Below are 19,435 nucleotides of genomic sequence, written 5' to 3'. Positions count from 1 at the left end.
AGGAAACAAGCATGAGCGTATCAAAAACGTATCCATCGGATTTAAACGCTTTTCCACCGGATTTTCTGTGGGGCGGCGCGACGGCCGCCAACCAACTGGAAGGCGCCTGGAACGTGGGCGGCAAAGGGCTGTCGGTATCGGACGTGTATACCTTTGACAGCCGCACGCCCAAAGAACGCTGGCTGGATCAGTGGCTGTTTATGACCCACCAGCAGGTGGCGGACGCGCAGGACCCGCACAGTAAAAAGTACTATCCAAAACGTAAGGGCAACGGCTTTTATTACCACTACAAGGAAGATATCGCGCTGTTCGCCGAGATGGGCTTCAAGTGCTTTCGTATGTCGATCGCCTGGACGCGCATTTTTCCGCGCGGCGACGAAACCGAACCGAATGAAGATGGGCTGGCGTTTTACGACCGGGTGCTTGATGCCCTGCTGGCGCACAACATTCAGCCGATTGTGTCGTTGTCCCACTACGAGATGCCGCTGTGTCTGGTTACCGAATACGGCGGCTGGCCCAATCGTAAGCTGGTCGATTTTTACGTGCGTTTCGCCACCACGGTATTCGAGCGCTATCGGCACAAGGTCAAATACTGGATGACCTTCAACGAGATCAACTGCGTCAAACATCACCCCTACGTCAGCGTCGGGGTGATCGAAGAAGACAATCCGCATCTGGAGCAGGACAAGTATCAGGGCGTGCACCATCAGTTTATCGCCAGCGCGCTGGCGACCAAAGCCTGTCATCAGATCATTCCCAGTTCGCAGGTCGGCTGTATGATCAGCTACCAGATCCTTTATCCCAACACCTGTCACCCGGACGATCTGCAGGCCTGCGAGGAAGCGCAGCGGGTATCGCTGTTCTTCAGCGACGTGCAGGCACGCGGTTACTACCCGGCCTATACCGACCGTATGCTGGCGGAAAAAGGCGTGGTGCTGAACAAGGAACAGGGGGACGACGAGATCCTGCGGCAGTACCCGGTGGATTACGTGTCGTTTAGCTACTACATGTCCAGCACCGTCAGCGCCCACCCGGAAAAGCTGGAAGGCGCGACCGGCAACCTGATCACCGGCGGCATCCGCAATCCCTATCTGCCCACCAGCGAATGGGGCTGGCAGATTGACCCGAAAGGGTTGCGGCTGGCGCTCAACCAGCTGTATGACCGCTATCAGAAACCGCTGTTCATCGCCGAAAACGGGCTGGGCGCGGTGGATAGCGTCAATCCGGACGGTTCAATCGACGATGACTACCGCATCGAATACCTGCGTCAACATGTGGAACAAATGAAGGAAGCGCTGGCGGACGGCGTCAAACTGTTCGGCTACACCTGGTGGGGGCCGATCGACGTGGTCAGCGCCGGCACCTCGCAAATCTCCAAGCGCTACGGCTTTATTTACGTCGATCAGGACGACGACGGCCACGGCACCCAGCAGCGCTCGCGCAAGAAGAGCTTCTACTGGTATCGAAAATTGATCGCCTCCAACGGCGCGGACCTCGACTGACCCAGACGCCGGCGGCGCGGGCCGTCGGCTTTACCGGACATGTAAGGAGTGATCATGGCTCGTTTCCCGCAAGGGTTTTTATGGGGCGGCGCGATTGCCGCCAATCAGGCGGAAGGCGCCTGGAATGAGGACGGCAAAGGGCCGTCGATTGCCGATGTGGTACGCGGCGGCATCGTGGCGGGCAAACCGGATACGGCCGTCGACCCCGCAAGTTACTACCCCAGCCACGATGCGATCGATTTCTATCACCGCTACCGGGACGACATCGCCCTGTTCGCTGAAATGGGGTTCAAATGCTTTCGTACCTCGATCGCCTGGTCGCGTATTTTCCCGCAGGGGGATGAGACGCAGCCCAACGAAGCGGGGCTGCGTTTCTACGACCAGTTGTTTGACGAACTATTGAAGTACGGCATCCAGCCGGTGATTACCCTGTCGCACTATGAAACGCCGCTGGCGTTGTACCAGCGCTACGGCGGCTGGCACAACCGTAAACTGGTGGAGTATTTCGTCCGCTATTGCGACACGGTGTTTCGCCGTTACCGGCACAAGGTGAAGTACTGGATGACGTTCAACGAACTGAACAACATGAACCGCATCCCGTTCGCCACCGGCGCGGTGCAGCCGGGGACGGAGGAACGGCTGGCGGTGATTTATCAGGCCAGCCATCACATGTTTGTCGCCAACGCGCTGGCTAACCAGCTGTGTCACCAGCTAATTCCGGACGCTCGCATCGGCTGCATGTTGTCGCTGAGCACCGTTTATCCGCACAGTTGCCGCCCGGATGACGTGTTCGAAACGATGCAGATGCGGCGTCGCTCGCTGTTTTACGCCGATGTGATGATGCGCGGTCGCTACCCGGCTTACAGTCAGCGGATGTGGCGCGAACATGGCATTGAACTGGCGATGGAAGCGGGCGATCTGGCGTTGCTGGCGGCGCATCCGTCCGACTACCTCGGGTTCAGCTATTACCGTAGCGCCACCTATCAGGCCGGTATGCCGGTGCTGGCGGATACCGGCGGGGTGATCGGCAAGGAAAATCCGTATCTGCAAAGCACCGACTGGGGCTGGCCGATTGACGCCAAAGGTTTGCGGCTGGTGTGTAACGAACTGGCGGATCGCTATGAAAAGCCGCTGTTTATTGTCGAAAACGGCTTCGGCGGGGTGGATGTGCCGGACGCCAACGGCGTCATCAACGATGACGACCGCATTCGCTATGGGCAACAGCATCTGCACGAGGTGGCGCAGGCGATTGCCGATGGCTGCGACATCATGGGGTACACCTGGTGGGGACCGATTGATATCGTCAGCGCCGGCACCGGCGAGATGAAAAAGCGCTACGGTTTTATCTACGTGGATAAAGACAATGACGGCCACGGCACGCTGGCGCGCCGTAAGAAAAAGAGCTTTGACTGGTACCGGCAGGTGATCGCCAGTAACGGCGAAGTGCTGTAACCCCTTTCCCCTGGGCGGGCCGCACCCGCCCGATCTTTCCCCGCCGCAGTCTGATGATTTTCGGCCGTTTTTTTACTCCCTATTGCCGCTGATTCCGGCGGTGTTTTCATCGCTAATGTTGGTGCGGTTTATGGTATGGTGAACCCGTTGATGGGGGGGGGCGCGCGCTATCCCGACGTCGCGGTTATGCCGACGGCGAAAGTGAACAATCGATGGGAGCGAGCGACCATGAACCATCGGCGGTATGTGGGTCCAAACCGGACTGGGTTACTGTTTACACATAGGGAGGTGGGATGATTTATACCTTTTTACGCTGGGTGCTGAAGCATCTGTACCGCATTCAGATCACGGGTGATGAAAGCAGTTTCCGGCAGTCAAAGATATTGATTACCCCAAACCACGTTTCATTCCTTGATGGCATGTTGATGGCGCTGTTTCTGCCGGTGCAAAGCAAACCGGTGTTCGCCGTCTATTCCAGCATCACCGACCGCTGGTTCATGCGCTGGCTGAAACCGTATATTGATTTTTTGCCGCTGGACCCGACCAAACCGCTGGCGATTAAACAGTTGATCCGGTTGGTGGAGCAGGGTCGCCCGGTGGTGGTGTTCCCGGAGGGGCGTATCTCCGTCACCGGTTCACTGATGAAGATTTACAGCGGCGCGGCGTTTGTGGCCGCCCGCGCTGGCGCAACGGTGGTGCCGGTGCGTATCGAAGGACCGGAGTTCACCCATTTCGGCCGCCTGGGCGGCGTGTTGCGTCGCCGTCTGTTTCCACAGATTTCCCTCCATTTTTTACCGCCGGCCCAGCTGCCGATGCCGGTGGCGTCTTCGGCGCGCGAACGCCGCGAGCTGGCGGGAGAAGCGTTGCATCGCATCATGATGGACGCACGCATGGCGGTGCGCCCGCACCATACGTTATATGAAGCCTTTCTGGCTGCCTGCGCCCGTTACGGCTACCACTCGCCGTGCATTGAAGACATCAACCTGAAGGAAGACAGCTACCACGGATTGCTGAAAAAATCGCTCGGGGTGTCGCGCATTTTGCAGCGCTTTACCGGCGAGCGCGAACATGTCGGGTTGCTGCTGCCCAACGCCACCGTTACCGCCGCCGCGATCCTCGGCGCGTCGCTCGGCAGCCGGGTGCCGGCAATGCTCAACTATACTTCCGGGGCGAAAGGGATTCAGAGCGCGATGACCGCGGCGCGGATTAAAACCATCGTCACCTCGCGGCAGTTTCTGGAGAAAGGCAAGTTGACCTACCTGCCGCAGCAGGTGAAAGAGGCTAACTGGGTCTATCTGGAAGATTTGAAGGATACCGTTACGCTGTCGGACAAACTGTGGATCCTGTTCCACCTGCTGTTCCCGACGCGCGCCATGCGCCCGCAACAGTCGGACGACGCGGCGATCATCCTGTTTACCTCCGGCTCGGAAGGCAACCCGAAAGGGGTGGTGCATACCCACAACAGCCTGACGGCCAACGTGGAGCAGATCCGCACCGTGGCCGATTTCACGCCGCGCGACCGTTTTATGTCGGCTCTGCCGCTGTTCCACGCCTTCGGGCTGACGGTGGGGCTGCTGACGCCGCTGATGACCGGCGCGCGGGTGTTCCTCTACCCGAGTCCGTTGCATTACCGCATCGTGCCGGAGCTGGTGTATGACCGCAACTGCACGGTGCTGTTCGGCACCTCCACCTTCCTCGGGCACTATGCGCGCTTCGCCCATCCGTACGATTTCGCCCGCCTGCGCTACGTGGTTGCCGGGGCGGAAAAACTGTCCGAACGGGTGCGGACCGTATGGCAGGACAAATTCGGCATCCGCATTCTGGAAGGCTACGGCGTGACCGAGTGCGCGCCGGTGGTGGCGATCAACGTGCCGATGGCTTGCAAACTGCATTCCGTCGGCCGGCTGTTGCCGGGCATCGAGTCGCGGTTGATTCCGGTGCCGGGCATCCATCACGGCGGCCGTCTGCAACTGCGCGGGCCGAACGTGATGAAAGGCTATCTGCGGGTGGAAAATCCCGGCGAGCTGGAGTTGCCCGCGGCGGAAAACGCGCTGGGGCAGCGTGAAGCGAACTGGTACGACACCGGCGACATCGTCGATCTGGATGAACAGGGCTTCTGCACCATCGTCGGCCGCGTTAAGCGCTTCGCCAAGCTGGCCGGGGAAATGGTGTCGCTGGAGAGCGTGGAGCAACTGGCGAATCAGGTATCGTCGCAGGCGCAGCACGCCGCCAGCGCCCGCAGCGACAGCAGCAAAGGGGAGGCGCTGGTGCTGTTTACCACCGATGCCGGTCTTACCCGCGACAGCTTGCTGACGCAGGCGCGCCAGAGCGGCATGCCGGAACTGGCGGTGCCGCGCGATATCCGTTACCTGAAAGAGCTGCCGTTGCTGGGCAGCGGCAAACCGGACTTCGTCACGCTGCGCCAACTGGCGGAACAGCCCGTCGGTGAGGCGGCGGAGGAAACCGGGGAACAACCGGAGCATGATGCATGAGTAATCAGATTTCTCCCTCGTCATCGCTGTTTTCCCGCGGCATGAACGCGGTGATGGTGGCGCAGTTTTTCTCCGCCTTCGGCGATAACGCGCTGCTGTTCGCTACGCTGGCGCTGGTGAAATCGTTGGCTTACCCCGACTGGAGCCAGCCTTTCCTGCAGATGGGGTTTGTCGCCGCCTATATCGTGCTGGCGCCGTTTGTCGGCCAGTTCGCCGACAGTTTCGCCAAAGGGCGGGTGATGATGTTCGCCAACGCCCTGAAGCTGGCCGGCGCGTTGCTGATCTGCCTGGGCGGCAATCCGTTTCTGGGCTACACGCTGGTGGGGTTGGGCGCGGCGGCCTATTCCCCGGCCAAGTACGGCATTCTGGGCGAAATCACCCGCGGCGATCAGCTGGTGAAAGCCAACGGCCTGATGGAAGCGTCCACCATCGCCGCCATTCTCACCGGATCGGTGGTGGGCGGCGTGCTGGCCGACTGGCATATCTACGGCGCGCTGGCGGTGTGTGCGCTGGCTTATGGCATCGCGCTGGCCGCCAACCTGTTGATTCCGAAACTGGCGGCGGCGCGCCCCGGCGCGTCCTGGCGCCCGGCGCGCATGACCCGCTCGTTCTTTGACGCCTGCCGCGTGCTGTGGCGCAACGGCGAAACCCGTTTTTCACTGGTCGGCACCGGCATGTTCTGGGGGGCGGGCGTGACGCTGCGTTTCCTGCTGGTGCTGTGGGTGCCGCTGGCGCTGGGCATCAACGACAATTCGACGCCGACGCTGCTCAACGCCATGGTGGCGGTGGGGATTGTGGTCGGTGCGACGGCGGCCGGTAAGCTGGTCACGCTGAAAACCGTGCGACGCTGCCTGCCCGCCGGGGTATTGATCGGCGTGATGGTGGTGGTGTTCACCCTGCAACACAGCCTGATTAGCGCTTACGCCTGCCTGCTGGTGCTGGGGGCGCTGGGCGGCTTCTTCATCGTGCCGCTCAATGCGCTGTTGCAGGAACGCGGCCGGGAAAGCGTGGGGGCGGGCAACGCCATTGCGGTGCAGAACCTGGGCGAAAACGGCGCCATGTTGTTGATGCTGGCGCTCTACTCGCTGGCGGTGAAGGTCGGCGTGCCGGTACTGGCGATCGGCGTCGGCTTCGGCGTGCTGTTTGCGCTGGCCATTGCCGGTTTGTGGGTCTGGGTACAGGTCACCCAGTGGCGGCGTCGGCCTGAACCGGCGGCAACGACCCATTCGGCTGACGGCGAATAAGGAGCGGCGATGAGTCTGATTTGGCATGACTGGGGCGTGAAAGACCTGAACCCTTATGCGCTATACGACATTTTGCGCCTGCGCAGTCAGGTCTTTGTGGTGGAGCAGCAGTGCGCCTATCAGGACCCGGACGGTCTGGATCTGGTGGACGGCAACCGCCATGTGACCGCCTGGCAAAACGGCAGGTTGATCGCCTGCGCGCGATTGCTGGCGCCCCATGACGGGCAGGACGCCGTAACCATCGGCCGGGTGGTCGTCGCGCCCGACGCGCGCGGTCAGCAGTTGGGGCATCAGTTGTTGATGCATTCACAGGCCGCCTGTGCCCGACACTGGCCGGGGCGGGCGCAATACTTGTCCGCGCAGGCGCACCTGCAGCATTTTTATCAACAGTTCGGTTTTGCCGTCTGTGGCGACGGTTACGACGAGGATGGGATTCCCCACGTGCCGATGCGAACGGCGGGGTAATGACGGTTCTGTAAAGGTGACCCGCCTGCCTGTGCGGCAGGCGGGGCGCCGATCAACTGGCGGTATGGGAAATGGAACTGCCGAGTTTCTGAACGTCCTGACCGAATCCGCGAGCGGTGTTGCAGCCGGTCAATGCGGTCGCCATAAATAGCGTGGCAACCAGTAGGGTGATCGTTTTCATGGTGGTTTACCTTTTATAGCGTATAACGGGGCAAATCCCGCCTTCACTTTGTCATAATCCCGTGCCGGAATTCAACGTGTCGTCAGTCGGTTAAGCCGGATTTTTGTGCTGCGACCGTGTCTCTTAGCTACTCATTCTTCCGCCAGAAACAGCTCCAGCAACGAGTTGAGAAACAGCTTGCCGTGTTCGGTCACCTGCCAGTGCTGCCCGGTTTCGGTCAGGTAGCCTTGCGCCAGCGCCGCGTCGATGTACGGACGGATGGCGCTTTCCGGCAGTCCGGTGTAGGCGGTGAAATCAGCGCGCGGCGCCGGTTCCAGCAACCGGAAACGGTTCATGAAGAACTCGAACGGCCGGTCGGCCATCGCCACCTCGCTGCGTTGCTGCAGGTAATTGCCCTGCATGTAGCCGCGTGGGTGGCGGGTTTTCACCGTGCGCACAATACTGCCGTCGGCGAAGGTGATTTTGCCGTGAGCGCCGCAGCCGATGCCCAGATAATCGCCGAAACGCCAGTAATTGAGGTTGTGCTGGCACTGGTAACCCGGTTTGGCGTAGGCCGAGGTTTCATACTGCTGATACCCGGCGTCGCTCAACAAACGGTGACCCTGCTCGAAAATGTCCCACAGCGCATCGTCGTCCGGCAGCACCGGCGGGCGCGAACCGAACAGGGTGTTGGGCTCAATGGTTAACTGATACCAGGACAAGTGCGGCGGATTGAGCGCGATGGCCTGACGCAGATCGTCCAGCGCTTCGTCCAGCGATTGCTCCGGCAGCCCGTGCATCAGGTCGAGATTAAAACTGCGCAGCCCCAGACCGGCGGCCAGCCGGGCGGCGCGTTTGGCCTCTTGTGGACCGTGGATGCGGCCCAGCCGCGTCAGTTTATCCGGGCTGAAACTCTGCACGCCGATGGAAATCCGGTTGATGCCTGCCCGCTGGTAGCCGCTGAAGCGGTCGGCTTCCACCGTACCGGGATTGCCTTCCATAGTGATTTCCGCCTCGGCCGGCAAGGACAGCCTTGAGCGCACGCCATCCAGCAACTGTTGCATCGCGTCGGCGCTGAGCAGGCTCGGCGTGCCGCCGCCGATAAAGATACTGTGCAGAGGGCGTCCGCCCGCCAGCGGCAGGTCGGCATCCAGATCCGCCAGCAGGTGCGCCACGTAGTCGTCGTGCGGCACCTCGCCTTTCAGCGCGTGGGAGTTGAAGTCGCAATAGGGGCACTTCTGCACGCACCAGGGAATGTGGATGTACAGGCTGAGCGGCGGCAGATTAAGCATGTCGCAGGGCATCCAGCAGCTGACGCAACGCCTGACCGCGGTGGGAAAGGGCGTTTTTCTCTTCGCAGCTCAGCTCGGCGGCGGTTTTGCCGATTGACGGCACAAAAAACACCGGGTCGTAGCCGAAGCCGCCTTCGCCGACCGGCGCGCGGGCGATGACGCCCTGCCAGCTGCCGTGGCACACCAGCGGCGTCGGGTCGTCGGCGTGGCGCAGATACACCAGCACGCAGTGGAAGCTGGCCCGACGCTGCTCGTCCGGCACGTTGTCCAGCGCCGCCAGCAGTTTGTCCAGATTCTGCCGATCGCTGGCGTCTTCCCCGGCGTAGCGGGCGGAGTAAATCCCCGGCGCGCCGCCCAGCGCGTCCACCGCCAGGCCTGAATCGTCGGCGATGGCCGGCAGACCGGTTTCACGCGCGGCGTGGCGCGCTTTCAGAATGGCGTTTTCGATAAAGGTTAAACCGGTTTCCTCGGCGGATTCGACCCCCAGCGTGGTTTGCGCTACCACGTCGAGGCCGAAATCCGCCAGCAGACCGGCGAGTTCACGCACTTTACCGGCGTTGCCGGTGGCTAAAACCACGTTTTGCATCTGTTGTTCCTGCAATCTGTTCAGGGTATTTGTTCAGGGAATCACTTCCGTTCAGGGAATCACTTCTGTTCAGAGAATAAATTCCGTTCAAAGAATAACTTCAGGAGATGAGTTCCGCGACATCGGTCGGGATGGCTTGCGGGTTGACGATTCTAATCTGTTTGTGACGCCCAAGCTCGCCCTTTTCGATGGTCACCATGCCTTTGGCGACGCGAAACTGTTTGGCAAGAAATTTGATGAGGTGAGCGTTGGCCTGACCGTCCACCGGCGGTGCGGTGATGGCGACTTTAAGCTCGTCGCCATGCAGCCCGACAATCTGATCCCGGCTGGCTTTCGGCTGAATATACAGCCGAATCACCAGCCCGTCTTCGCAACGACTGACGGCACTCACAACAGGAACCACAGCCCCGGGAAAAAATCCATGCCGAGATAGTTCAACAGGTACAGCACCAGAATCACCACCATCGGCGAAAAATCCAGCCCGCCGGCCGACGGCAGAATGCGGCGCACCGGCCCCATCAGCGGTTCAGTCAACTGATGCAGCATGTAGTCCACCGGGCTGCGGCCTTGGCTTATCCAGCTCATCAACGAACGGATAATCACCACCCAGAACACCAGATAACCGGCGGATTTGACCAGCGCCAGCAGCCCCACCAGCAGGTTGATCGGGCTGAGCGACAGCGAGCCGACCTGAATCAGCAACAGTAACGGATACTTGAGCGTGGTGAGCAGAAACGCCAGCAGCAGCGAGGCGCTGTCGATCGGCCCCAGCGACGGGATGATGCGGCGTAGCGGCCCGATGATCGGCTGGGTGAGCTTCACCACGAATTGCGCCAGCGGGTTGTAAAAATCACTGCGCGCCCACTGCATCCAGATGCGCAGCAATAACACCATCACGTACAGGTCAATCAGGGTCTTGACCAGAAAAGTCAGGGTCAGCATGAGACGGTTATTCCTTCATTAAAAATCATGTTTCAGACGGCAATCAGAACAGCGATTCCATTTCCTTCGCACGGTGTACGGCGGCTTGCATAGCATCGGCGACAATCTGGCCCAACTGGCGCTCGTTGAACACGCGCAGCGCTTCAGCGGTGGTGCCGCCTTTGGAGGTCACATTTTCCCGCAGTGTCGACAGCGGGATGTCCGGGCTGGCGTCCACCAGCGCCGCCGCGCCGCTGGCTGCCTGCTGTACCAGCAACCGGGCGGTGTCGGCGTCGAAGCCCTGACGAATCGCTTCCTGCTGCATGGCTTCCATGAACAGGAAGAAATAAGCGGGAGCGCTGCCGGCGGCGGCAATCACGCCGTTAATCTGCGCTTCGTCGGCGACCCAGCACAGCTTACCGACGCTCTTCATCAGGTCGGCGGCAAACGCCCGATCGGCTTCGCCGACGTTCGCCGGCGCGTACAGCCCGCTCATGCCCTGGCCCACCAGCGATGGGGTGTTGGGCATGATGCGTACGATGTTGAGCGAATCGCCCAGTAACTGACGGAAACGGGCGACGCTGACGCCGGCGGCGATCGACAACACCAGTTTGCCGCTGAAATCCACCTGCTGCGCCAGCGTTTGGCAGACGTCCGCCATCAATTGCGGTTTGACCGCCAACACCACAACGTCGGCATCGCGGGCGCTGGCGATATTGTCGCTCAGGCTGGCAACGCCATAACGGGCGGCCAGTACGTCCCGGTTTGTGGCGGACGGCGCGCTGACGCTGACCTGGCTGGCCGGATAGCCGCCCGCCATCAGACCGGCGATGATCGCCTGCGCCATATTGCCCGCGCCGATAAAGGCTATTTTACGGTGTTCCATCAGATTCTCGCTGTTCTCATCTGTCCGTTAAGGTTAACTGGCCGGTGAACGGTAATCACGTGCGCCAAAAATCGCGGTGCCGATCCGCACCAGCGTGCTGCCGGCCTCAATGGCGGCGGCCATGTCGTCGGTCATGCCCATCGACAGGGTATCCAAAGTGCCATAATCCGCTTTTAGTTGCAGAAAAAGTTCGGTCATCTGGCGAAATACCGCCAATTGACGGTCATGATCCGTTTCCGGCGCGGGGATCGCCATCAGCCCGCGCAGCCGCAGGTTCGGCAACTGGGCCACGCTGGCCGCCAGTTCCGGCAGGTCGCCGGCCAGAATGCCGGATTTGCTCTCTTCCTGGCTGATATTGACCTGCAACAGCACGTTGAGCGGCGGCAGATGTGCCGGGCGCTGTTCGCTCAGGCGTTGGGCGATACGCAGCCGATCGATGGTGTGGCACCAGTCGAAGTGCTCCGCTACCGGGCGGCTCTTATTCGACTGCAACGGTCCGATAAAGTGCCATTCCAGCGCCGTATCCGGCCGATGTGTCTGAAAATGGCGAATCTTGTCGACCCCTTCCTGCACATAGTTTTCGCCAAATGCCCGCTGCCCGGCCGCAATGGCTGCTTCGATCGCGCTCACAGGTTTGGTTTTGCTGACGGCAAGCAGCGTAATTTCTTCTGGCGCACGCCCGCAACGTTCCGCCGCCGCCGAGATTCTCTGCCGGACGTCCTGTAGATTTTGCTGGACTGTCGATATCGTCATAATGGTTCAGGAGGCCAATCAATGGATGTGAGTGAATGGGTGCGGTCTAGTGTAAAACAGAATGTGTCCGATCTGCACCTGTGCAGCGGTCATCCGCCGGTTTGGCGTATCGACGGGCAACTGGTGGCGGATGCTGCGCAGCCGCCGTTGCACAACGACGAGCTGGAGCAGTGGTGCGGCAGCTGGCTGGAACCAGCCTGCGAGCAGCAACTGCGGCAAAGCGGGCAGACCGACTGCGCGCTGACGCTGCCGGAGGGTCAGCGGTTACGGGCCAATCTGTTTATGCAGCGCCACGGCCTGTCGGCGGCGCTGCGCCTGATCCCGTCACATCAGCCGGATCTACAGGCGCTGGGCGCGCCGCCGATGGTAGCGGAGCTGGCCGATCGTCCCGATGGTCTGATTCTGGTGACCGGCGCGACCGGCAGCGGTAAATCCACCACGCTGGCGGCGATGATCGCCTCGCTCAATCAACGCCGTGCGCGCCACATTATTACGCTGGAAGACCCGATTGAGTTCCTGCATGTCAGCCAACGCTGTCTGATTCAACAGCGGGAGATTGGCCGTCATAGCGATGCGTTCGCCAGTGCGCTGCGGGCGGCGCTGCGCGAAGACCCGGACGTGCTGCTGCTCGGCGAGTTGCGCGACAGCGAGACGATTCGGCTGGCGCTTACGGCGGCGGAAACCGGTCATCTGGTGCTGGCGACGCTGCATACCCGGCGGGCGGTGCAGTCGGTGGACCGGCTGGTGGATGTCTTTCCCGCCGAGGAGAAAGCGTTTGTTCGCACGCAACTGGCCGCCAGTCTGCAGGCGGTGGTGGCGCAGAAACTGTTGCCGGGCGCGCAAGGCGGGCGCGTGGCGCTGTTTGAAGTACTGCTCGCCACCCCGGCGGTCAGCAACCTGATCCGCGAAGGTAAAACCCACCAGTTGCCGAGCCTGCTGCAAACCGGCGGCCAGGTCGGCATGCAGACCTTTGAACAGAGTTACCAGCAGCGATGCCGGGAGGGGAGGCTGCGGCCTGAAATGAATGCCGGTTAATAATCTGGATGCCAGTGAAGGTCATGGTGTGTTGCCGGGGCGGCAATGTGCCTAAACAGATCGGGAGGGTTTCCTTTTGCTTTCAGCACAGGATTACTTCATGCCAGGTTGCATGTATAATAAACAGACCAACATGGGGAGGACGATATGGCTGTCAACCAAAAGCACCGGAATGAGCAGTATGTTATGCCTTCTCGCGAACAAATCATCCGTACTGTGGCGACATCGACAGCCATTGAAACCGGCCAGTCTTCCAGCATGATTGCTTCTTCACTGGACGAGCAGCGGGATAAGTTCGCTTACCTGAGTTTGGCTGTTCACCCACCCGTTAGTGCTTGATTAACCCAGTATGTCATCGGCACCAAAGCGCGTTTCATGCCCTGATCAGGTCGAGACTGAGTGGCTGGTTGGCGGGAAAGTGATCTTCAAAGACGAAATGATACAGTTTTTCCAGTAGTACTAATTCGGCACCGTCAATGTCATCAGGGGTGGTAATACCGAGCCTGTTTTTCAGCACCAGATCTTCCGAGCCTTGTGCGTACTGCCCTTCACTGTTGAAAACATTATATCGTGTATTAGCTCAAACTTGGGCTGATAGTTTTCTCTGGCAGCGAACAGTTAAATTTGACAGTCGGCTTTGAGTGAGGAGCGGAAGTTGTTATCAAAAATGACTTCCGAAGCTGCTGCGATTCATGAATCTTATTATAGGGCAGGATCGTCTACCGGTGTGGGGTCAGTCCAAAGATACACTGACTGAAGAACTCTACGATTAGCATTGCCAACCCAGTAAATCCCCTTTGTTTGCTGGATAAAACACTTACCAGTGGCTTGATCATTTTTGATTAATGACGTAAATTTAGCCAACTGTTGACGAATCTGTCAGTAGTAAATGAAGTTCTACGCATACTCGTAGCCTTTTCTCCCTTGCAGGAGAACGCCGGAGAGGTGGATTACACCCACGGTTTAGTTGGCCGCAGCATCTGAAACGCTCGCGGTTTTCGCTGTAGAGGCCAAAGCGCCCACAGCTAAGGTGGACACATGCATGATGTACTGAACGAAAAGCGTTCAATTCAGACTATTCGTGATCATACCAGCATCATTGCCACGCATACCTTCAATCAGCATTTGCTCCAGGTGCGCACTCTCGACAATGAAGGTATGGTCGCGCCTGAAGACTTTCACTTTATTATCACCTTCAAGGATGATGTGGACAACGCTGATGCTACGGTTAAGCCGTTGGCCGAAGCAGTCCTGCTCGGTGATCGTGTTCGTTTCATCGTTAAACCTGCAAAACAATACCCTGAGCTGGCTAAAGCAATAGCTGGCTTCGTTGAGGTTATTGAACATTCTATTCGTCGTTTTTTCGATACTAATGGTAGAATTATAAGCACCAGAAAAGCTAATGGTTCTGCTGAGAAATGGCACCTACACTGATAGAATCCTACATCAAAGATTTAAGAGAGTGGCCTCATACCGGAGCCACTCTTTTTGTTCGTTCTGGTTTCCTTCTTGCCTCCAGATCTCTTTTCAAAGTGTCAGAGCATGAAATCCTCGATCCCGAAGATGACATTGTTCGGTACATTCTTATTGAGTGTGTAGGCGCACATATCAGTGACGCTGAGCTGAGCAACCTCATTTTCGACCATGAAGACGATGGTTTGGATGAGCAAGGCATTATTCAGGAGCTTTTTCGCTCAGGGATCATTGATCAGACCCAGAATGTCACCGTCGGTCGGGTTGGACTTCGAAACTACAGCTTTGTCGAGGGTGGCCAGCCCGTAGGCTGTTTCCAAGTTGCAGGGGCATACATTCAGCCCACAAATCATCACAAGGGCATCATGAGCAGGACTTACCTGTTCTTGCTTAACTGGTATGAGCATTTGGTTTGTGATGATATGCAGACTATACCTGGCGCGCGCATTTGGGCTGGCCCGATGGTTCGTGCTGGTGAGGTGCGGATCTACAACGAGAAGGGCAAATTGTTTGAAGACGTTCTCGGTGAGAAAGGGATTGGCAGACACACCGGTTTCTTACCGTGGAATAAAGGCCGTCTGTTTGACATTTCCTCTTGGGAGCCAAATAAACTTCAGGCCATGGTGCAAAAATTCATTGTGCTAATCATATCCCGCGGTACGTGCCTGAGAATTGGTTTCATTCCCTGAATAAAAGTTATTGCATAACCCGCTTCGGCAGGTTTTGGCCGCCGGATATGTGGTCACAAACCGCATCGAATCAGCACTTACATCACCCAGTGCGTCCATATATGGTAGAATAAAACTAGTCTCCACTTTAGATTTTTCTAGTATCAATTTCTTTCTCCATTTGTTTGGCGATAATCCACGAATTATATTCGTGTGGTCTGAGCCCTTTTGAAAAACTTGCGTGATGCTCATAACGTCCCCTCCTATCACAACGCTGCCTGCCAGCTTAGGTCAACCTCTGTGCCGTAAGCGTACCAGTTCAGGTGTGAGCTAATACGGTTGATGATAGCATTGAATGAGCTCATTCCTGTGCGGGCGCAGCGAAGAGCCTGTTTCAATAAGCTCTTCGTCACGCTTATTGTGGATGACGTTAATCAGGTTGGCGGTTCGGATACCGAATCAGCTCCGGTTCACGCTGCATGATGACCTTGCCGTGGCGTATCGACAGGCGCGCCTTGGCCTGACGCCGCACCGCTTCGTAGTCGTTTTCCGCATCCAGAATCAGCAGGTTGGCCGGGCGGCCGACGGCGAGGCCGTAGCCATCGCCCAGATGCAGCGCTTTGGCGCTGTTGTCGGTCACGAAATCGAGACAACGCTGCAGATCCTGATACCCCATCATGTGGCAGATATGCAGCCCGGCGTCGAGAATGCGCAGAATGTTGCCGTTGCCGAGCGGGTACCAGGGATCCTTGATCGAATCCTGCCCGAAGCAGACGTTCATGCCGGCACGGTCCAGTTCGGCTACCCGGGTGACGCCGCGACGTTTGGGAAAGGTGTCGAAGCGCCCTTGCAGGTGGATGCTTTCGGTCGGGCAGGAAACGAAGTTGATGCCCGAGCGGCGCAGCAGACGGAACAGTTTTGAGCAGTAGGCGTTGTCATAGGAACCCATCGCCACGGTGTGGCTGGCGGTGACGCGGGCACCCATGTTCCGCACCCGCGTTTCTTCCGCCAGCACTTCCAGAAAACGCGAGTTCGGATCGTCGGTTTCGTCGCAATGCACGTCCACCAGACAACCGGTGCGTTCCGCCAGATCCATCAGGAATTTCACCGAGCTGACGCCCTGTTCACGGGTGTTCTCAAAATGGGGAATCCCGCCAACTACGTCGGCGCCCAGTGCGATGGCGCGTTCCATCAACTGGCGACCTGCCGGGTACGACTCGATGCCTTCCTGCGGGAAGGCGACGATTTGCAGGTCGATCAGCTCCTTCGCTTCTTCTTTAACTTCCAGCATGGCTTCCAGCGCCGCCAGCGACGGGTCGGTGACATCGACGTGGGTACGCACATGCTGGATGCCGTGGTCGCGCAACATGCCGATGGCGGTATGCGCCCGGCGCTTGGTGTCTTCGTGGGTGATGACGGCCTTGCGCTGGCTCCAGCGTTCAATGCCTTCAAACAGCGTGCCGCTCATGTTCCATTCCGGTTCGCCGGCGGTCAGGACGGCATCAAGGTGAATATGCGGTTCCACCAGCGGCGGGAGCGCTAGTTGCCCGGCGGCGTCGATGGTATCCGGCGTGGCGGGCAGCATGGCGGGCTGGGGGACCATCGCGGCAATCAGGCCGTCCTGCAGTTGCAGCGTGTGAAGCCCGGCCTGATGGCGCAGGGCGGCGTTGATAATCTTCATAATCACTCCTGTGAGGTTGTCTTGAACGACGGTATGGCGGTTCCCTGCGTCTGTGAACCAGACAGGCGCCAGACTAATAGCGCGACGGAAGCGTTGAGGCGAAACAGCGGATCGTTCAACGCGCCGCCCGACAGCTGTTCAATACGTTGCAGGCGCTGATGCAGCGTATTGCGATGGATTGTCAGCCGCTCAGCGGCTTTGATCAGATTGCCGTTTTCCTGCAATACCGCATCCAGCGTTTCAATCAGCAAATTGGGCGATTTGCGGTTATTCTCCACCAGATTACCCAGCGCGTCGTGCATAAAGCGGGTAAGCAATGTCGGGTCGCTGACGGAAGTCAGCAATTGCAACACCCCCAGATCAGTGTAGTCGCACAGGCCTTTTTCCGGGCGCATGCTTTCTGCTGCGTTAAGCGCCTGCCGCGCTTCGCTCAGCCCGCGCCGATAGTGCTCGGCCGCGTTGATCGGGCCGGAAATCCCGCCAAACAGCGTCAGCGGCGCGATATCGGCGTTGATAGCCTGACGGAATGCGGTGAAGTCCTGATGTCCGCGGCGCAGCAGCGGGCTGTCGGCCGGCAGCGCCAGCAGACAGAGGTCGCCCAGCATGACCGGCGGCAGGTATTCCGACATGAGTTCCTGTAGCTGTTGTTGCAACTGCTGGCGTGCTCCGTGCAGTTGCGCTTCCGGGCAGCCGGCATAAGACGGGGAAAACAGCGTCGGCATACCGGACAGACGCCACGCCGTTACCCGATGGGGCCTGTCCAGCGGCAATTGCAGCCTGGCGGCGCGCTGATGGAGGAGAGGCAGATCCGGATGATCGCAGGTCAACAACTGGAGCAGAAAGTCGCTTCGCCACCTGTCCTGCTCACTTTCGGTATGATGATGAGGCAGGTTCCTGTGATGAAATACCGGCATGATGGTCCCTCTGGTTTTGCCCCGACATGGGGAACAGCAATCAATGTCCGTGGAATGACGTCCTTGGAGTTACAGCAAGGAGCGTGCCGGTTTTTCGGTTAGCGGCAGCCGGGCGGCGAGGGCGTGGCTCACTGTGCAGGTTGCATGGTTTGGCGCTGAAAACAGGCATACTGCGCCCGTTTGTTGTGCGTCATGCTGTGTTATGCACTGAAAGCGTGAATCTGCCGGGCTGGGAAAGGCTGAGCGTTCGGTTAGACGGGAAAGGCAGTGACCGATGGCCGGTCACTGCCGAAGCGGGGATGAGAATCAGCGCGCCTGCAGCAGCGCGGTGTGGTCTTCGATACGGAACATGGCCATCGCCTGCACCAACTGGCGAGACTGCTCTTCCAGCGATTGGGTGGTGTCGGCGGAAGCCTTGACCAGCGAGGCGTTTTGCTGGGCCACTTTGTCTATCTGGGTGAAGGCGATATTCACCTGTTCGATGCCGCGATGCTGTTCCTGAGAGGCGTAGGAGATCTCTTTCATCAGGCTGGTGATACGGTTGATCTCTTCCGCCACGTCGTCCATGGTGGTACCGGCTTTGGCAGCCAGGTCCAACCCTTCCGACACATGGGACTGAGAATCCAGGATCAGGGTGCGGATCTCTTTGGCCGCCTGAGCGCTGTGCTGCGCCAGACTCCGCACTTCGCCTGCCACCACCGCGAAGCCTTTACCTTGCTCGCCGGCGCGGGCCGCTTCCACCGCCGCGTTCAGGGCCAGAATATTGGTCTGGAAGGCAATGCCGTCGATAACGCCGAGAATATCGCTGATTCGTTTGGCGCTGGCGGCGATTTCACGCATTTTTTCCACCACGTAGTTAACGGATTCGTTGCCGCGATCGGTGGTGTCGGAAACCTGATTGGTCAACTGATGCGCCAGCTCGGCGTTGTCGGCGTTGCGTTTAACCGTCGCGCTCAGTTCTTCCAGGCTGGCGGCGGTCTGTTCCAGCGCCGCGACCGACTCTTCGGTCCGTTCCGCCAGATTGCGGTTGCCGCTGAACAACTCGCGGCTGCCTTGATCGATCTGATGACTGGCGTCACGCACCTGACTGACCGAATCCAGCAGCGCCAGCTGCATGCGCTCGATGGCGTCGCTCAGCCGGCCCAGTTCATTGTTGCCCCCCTGAGTAATGCGGCGGGTCAAATCGCCGGAGGCCACGTGTTCCAGCTGTTCAATGGCGTGATCCAGCGGTTTGAGCAGCATGTGGCGCAGCGCCAGCCAACCCAGCAGTACCAGCAGCAGCGACAGCAGGCAGGCGAACGCGATCAGCATCAGCATTATCCGTTCGTTGTTATTGGCCTGTTGGATATGTTGTTCGGAGAGTTGCTGGGAGTAGCTACGGAAGTTCTGGATGGATTTATCAAATGCGTCGCTCAGGGGCGTCAGGTTGTTTTCCAGCAAGGTGTAATATTCGTCGGTGTACTGCTTTTTCAGGGAGTCCAACATCGGTTTTAGTCCCTGATTCAGGTAGTCCTGATAACTTTTTAACACCTGCTGCGCCAGTTTCTGCTCCTGTTCGCCATTGGTTCCCACGCTGCTGAACTGGCGAATCTCTTTTTCCGATTGTTGTACATAACCTTCCAGCTTTTCGGTTTCCTTGGCCCCGACGTCCAGCAAACCGATTTCGATTTTGCGCACCGCCAGCGTGGCGGAGGCTCTGGCTCGTAGCGTCAGGTTATAACCATTCATCAACGCGCCCAGTTGTTCTCCCTGAATCTGATTGAGCGCCGTCAGGGAGGCGCGGCTCTTGTTGATGGCCTGAATCCCCATACCGCTGACCAGCAGCAACAACAGGGTGATGACGGCCAGCAATGTCAGCAGACCGGTGCGGATGGAGAGATTTTTCAAACGCATGGTTCATTTCCTAGTGTG

The 19,435-nt window shown here is 58.9% G+C and carries 19 protein-coding genes; 9 read left to right on the top strand and 10 right to left on the bottom strand.

Annotated features, from left to right (window positions below; all coding sequences use genetic code 11):
- Window positions 1-11 precede the first annotated feature (11 nt).
- The 5 genes from CVE23_RS18105 to CVE23_RS18085 all read left to right on the top strand — a co-directional run bounded on the left by CVE23_RS18105 (window position 12) and on the right by CVE23_RS18085 (window position 7,155).
- Entirely contained in the window at window positions 12-1,502 is a 1,491-nt protein-coding gene (locus CVE23_RS18105) for a glycoside hydrolase family 1 protein (protein ID WP_100850076.1), read from the top strand.
- A 54-nt stretch (window positions 1,503-1,556) separates the two neighbouring features.
- Window positions 1,557-2,954 carry a glycoside hydrolase family 1 protein gene (locus tag CVE23_RS18100; RefSeq protein ID WP_100850075.1) on the top strand — a complete coding sequence of 466 codons (1,398 nt, stop codon included), beginning with the start codon at window positions 1,557-1,559 and terminating at the stop codon, window positions 2,952-2,954.
- Between the two features lie 293 nt (window positions 2,955-3,247).
- Window positions 3,248-5,446, top strand: a complete 2,199-nt coding sequence (aas, locus tag CVE23_RS18095; RefSeq protein WP_100850074.1) for a bifunctional acyl-ACP--phospholipid O-acyltransferase/long-chain-fatty-acid--ACP ligase — start codon at window positions 3,248-3,250, stop codon at window positions 5,444-5,446.
- The gene (gene lplT / locus CVE23_RS18090) at window positions 5,443-6,690 is read left to right on the top strand and encodes a lysophospholipid transporter LplT (protein ID WP_100850073.1); all 1,248 of its coding nucleotides are present in this window, start codon (window positions 5,443-5,445) and stop codon (window positions 6,688-6,690) included. The genes aas and lplT overlap by 4 nt, the downstream gene beginning before the upstream one ends.
- A 9-nt stretch (window positions 6,691-6,699) precedes the next feature.
- Entirely contained in the window at window positions 6,700-7,155 is a 456-nt protein-coding gene (locus CVE23_RS18085) for a GNAT family N-acetyltransferase (protein WP_038666075.1), read from the top strand.
- Window positions 7,156-7,207: 52 nt separating this feature from the next.
- Here the strand turns inward: CVE23_RS18085 and CVE23_RS18080 are convergent, their stop codons facing one another.
- The 7 genes from CVE23_RS18080 to CVE23_RS18050 form a co-directional block, all read right to left on the bottom strand.
- Entirely contained in the window at window positions 7,208-7,336 is a 129-nt protein-coding gene (locus CVE23_RS18080; protein ID WP_038666077.1) for an entericidin A/B family lipoprotein, read from the bottom strand.
- Between the two features lie 131 nt (window positions 7,337-7,467).
- Window positions 7,468-8,607: a radical SAM family heme chaperone HemW gene (hemW, locus tag CVE23_RS18075; RefSeq protein ID WP_100850072.1), complete on the bottom strand. Its 1,140-nt coding sequence runs from the start codon at window positions 8,605-8,607 to the stop codon at window positions 7,468-7,470.
- Window positions 8,600-9,193 (bottom strand): XTP/dITP diphosphatase, encoded by a 594-nt coding sequence (locus CVE23_RS18070; RefSeq protein ID WP_100850071.1) that lies wholly within the window; start codon window positions 9,191-9,193, stop codon window positions 8,600-8,602. Before CVE23_RS18070 ends, hemW begins: the two co-directional genes overlap by 8 nt.
- A 100-nt stretch (window positions 9,194-9,293) precedes the next feature.
- Window positions 9,294-9,584 (bottom strand): DUF167 family protein YggU, encoded by a 291-nt coding sequence (yggU, locus tag CVE23_RS18065; RefSeq protein WP_100850070.1) that lies wholly within the window; start codon window positions 9,582-9,584, stop codon window positions 9,294-9,296.
- Window positions 9,581-10,135 (bottom strand): YggT family protein, encoded by a 555-nt coding sequence (locus CVE23_RS18060; RefSeq protein WP_038920114.1) that lies wholly within the window; start codon window positions 10,133-10,135, stop codon window positions 9,581-9,583. Before CVE23_RS18060 ends, yggU begins: the two co-directional genes overlap by 4 nt.
- Window positions 10,136-10,178: 43 nt before the next feature.
- Complete coding sequence (proC, locus tag CVE23_RS18055) at window positions 10,179-11,000, bottom strand: pyrroline-5-carboxylate reductase (protein ID WP_038920112.1); 822 nt, start codon at window positions 10,998-11,000, stop codon at window positions 10,179-10,181.
- Window positions 11,001-11,033: 33 nt separating this feature from the next.
- The gene (locus tag CVE23_RS18050) at window positions 11,034-11,747 is read right to left on the bottom strand and encodes a YggS family pyridoxal phosphate-dependent enzyme (RefSeq protein WP_100850494.1); all 714 of its coding nucleotides are present in this window, start codon (window positions 11,745-11,747) and stop codon (window positions 11,034-11,036) included.
- A 27-nt stretch (window positions 11,748-11,774) separates the two neighbouring features.
- Here CVE23_RS18050 and CVE23_RS18045 point away from each other — a divergent pair, with 27 nt between their 5' ends.
- The 4 genes from CVE23_RS18045 (at window position 11,775) to CVE23_RS18025 (ending at window position 14,950) form a co-directional block, all read left to right on the top strand.
- Window positions 11,775-12,788: a type IV pilus twitching motility protein PilT gene (locus tag CVE23_RS18045; protein ID WP_100850069.1), complete on the top strand. Its 1,014-nt coding sequence runs from the start codon at window positions 11,775-11,777 to the stop codon at window positions 12,786-12,788.
- 147 nt (window positions 12,789-12,935) lie between these two features.
- Window positions 12,936-13,127, top strand: a complete 192-nt coding sequence (locus tag CVE23_RS18040) for a hypothetical protein (RefSeq protein WP_072093512.1) — start codon at window positions 12,936-12,938, stop codon at window positions 13,125-13,127.
- A gap of 699 nt (window positions 13,128-13,826) precedes the next feature.
- Complete coding sequence (locus CVE23_RS18030; protein WP_049853843.1) at window positions 13,827-14,222, top strand: hypothetical protein; 396 nt, start codon at window positions 13,827-13,829, stop codon at window positions 14,220-14,222.
- Window positions 14,207-14,950, top strand: coding sequence for a hypothetical protein (locus tag CVE23_RS18025; RefSeq protein WP_049853844.1), 744 nt, complete (start codon window positions 14,207-14,209; stop codon window positions 14,948-14,950). Before CVE23_RS18030 ends, CVE23_RS18025 begins: the two co-directional genes overlap by 16 nt.
- A 409-nt stretch (window positions 14,951-15,359) precedes the next feature.
- Here the strand turns inward: CVE23_RS18025 and codA are convergent, their stop codons facing one another.
- The 3 genes from codA to CVE23_RS18010 all read right to left on the bottom strand — a co-directional run bounded on the left by codA (window position 15,360) and on the right by CVE23_RS18010 (window position 19,417).
- On the bottom strand, window positions 15,360-16,610 hold the full coding sequence (gene codA, locus CVE23_RS18020; RefSeq protein ID WP_100850068.1) for a cytosine deaminase: 1,251 nt from the start codon (window positions 16,608-16,610) through the stop codon (window positions 15,360-15,362).
- Window positions 16,611-16,612: 2 nt separating this feature from the next.
- Window positions 16,613-17,524: a PucR family transcriptional regulator gene (locus CVE23_RS18015; protein ID WP_100850067.1), complete on the bottom strand. Its 912-nt coding sequence runs from the start codon at window positions 17,522-17,524 to the stop codon at window positions 16,613-16,615.
- Between the two features lie 306 nt (window positions 17,525-17,830).
- Window positions 17,831-19,417 carry a methyl-accepting chemotaxis protein gene (locus CVE23_RS18010; RefSeq protein WP_038920105.1) on the bottom strand — a complete coding sequence of 529 codons (1,587 nt, stop codon included), beginning with the start codon at window positions 19,415-19,417 and terminating at the stop codon, window positions 17,831-17,833.
- Between the last annotated feature and the right edge of the window lie 18 nt (window positions 19,418-19,435).

It is taken from the genome of Dickeya fangzhongdai (assembly GCF_002812485.1).
Lineage (GTDB): Bacteria > Pseudomonadota > Gammaproteobacteria > Enterobacterales > Enterobacteriaceae > Dickeya > Dickeya fangzhongdai.
The sequence above is the reverse complement of the archived record's forward strand: the minus strand, read 5'-3'. Positions and strand labels throughout refer to the sequence as shown.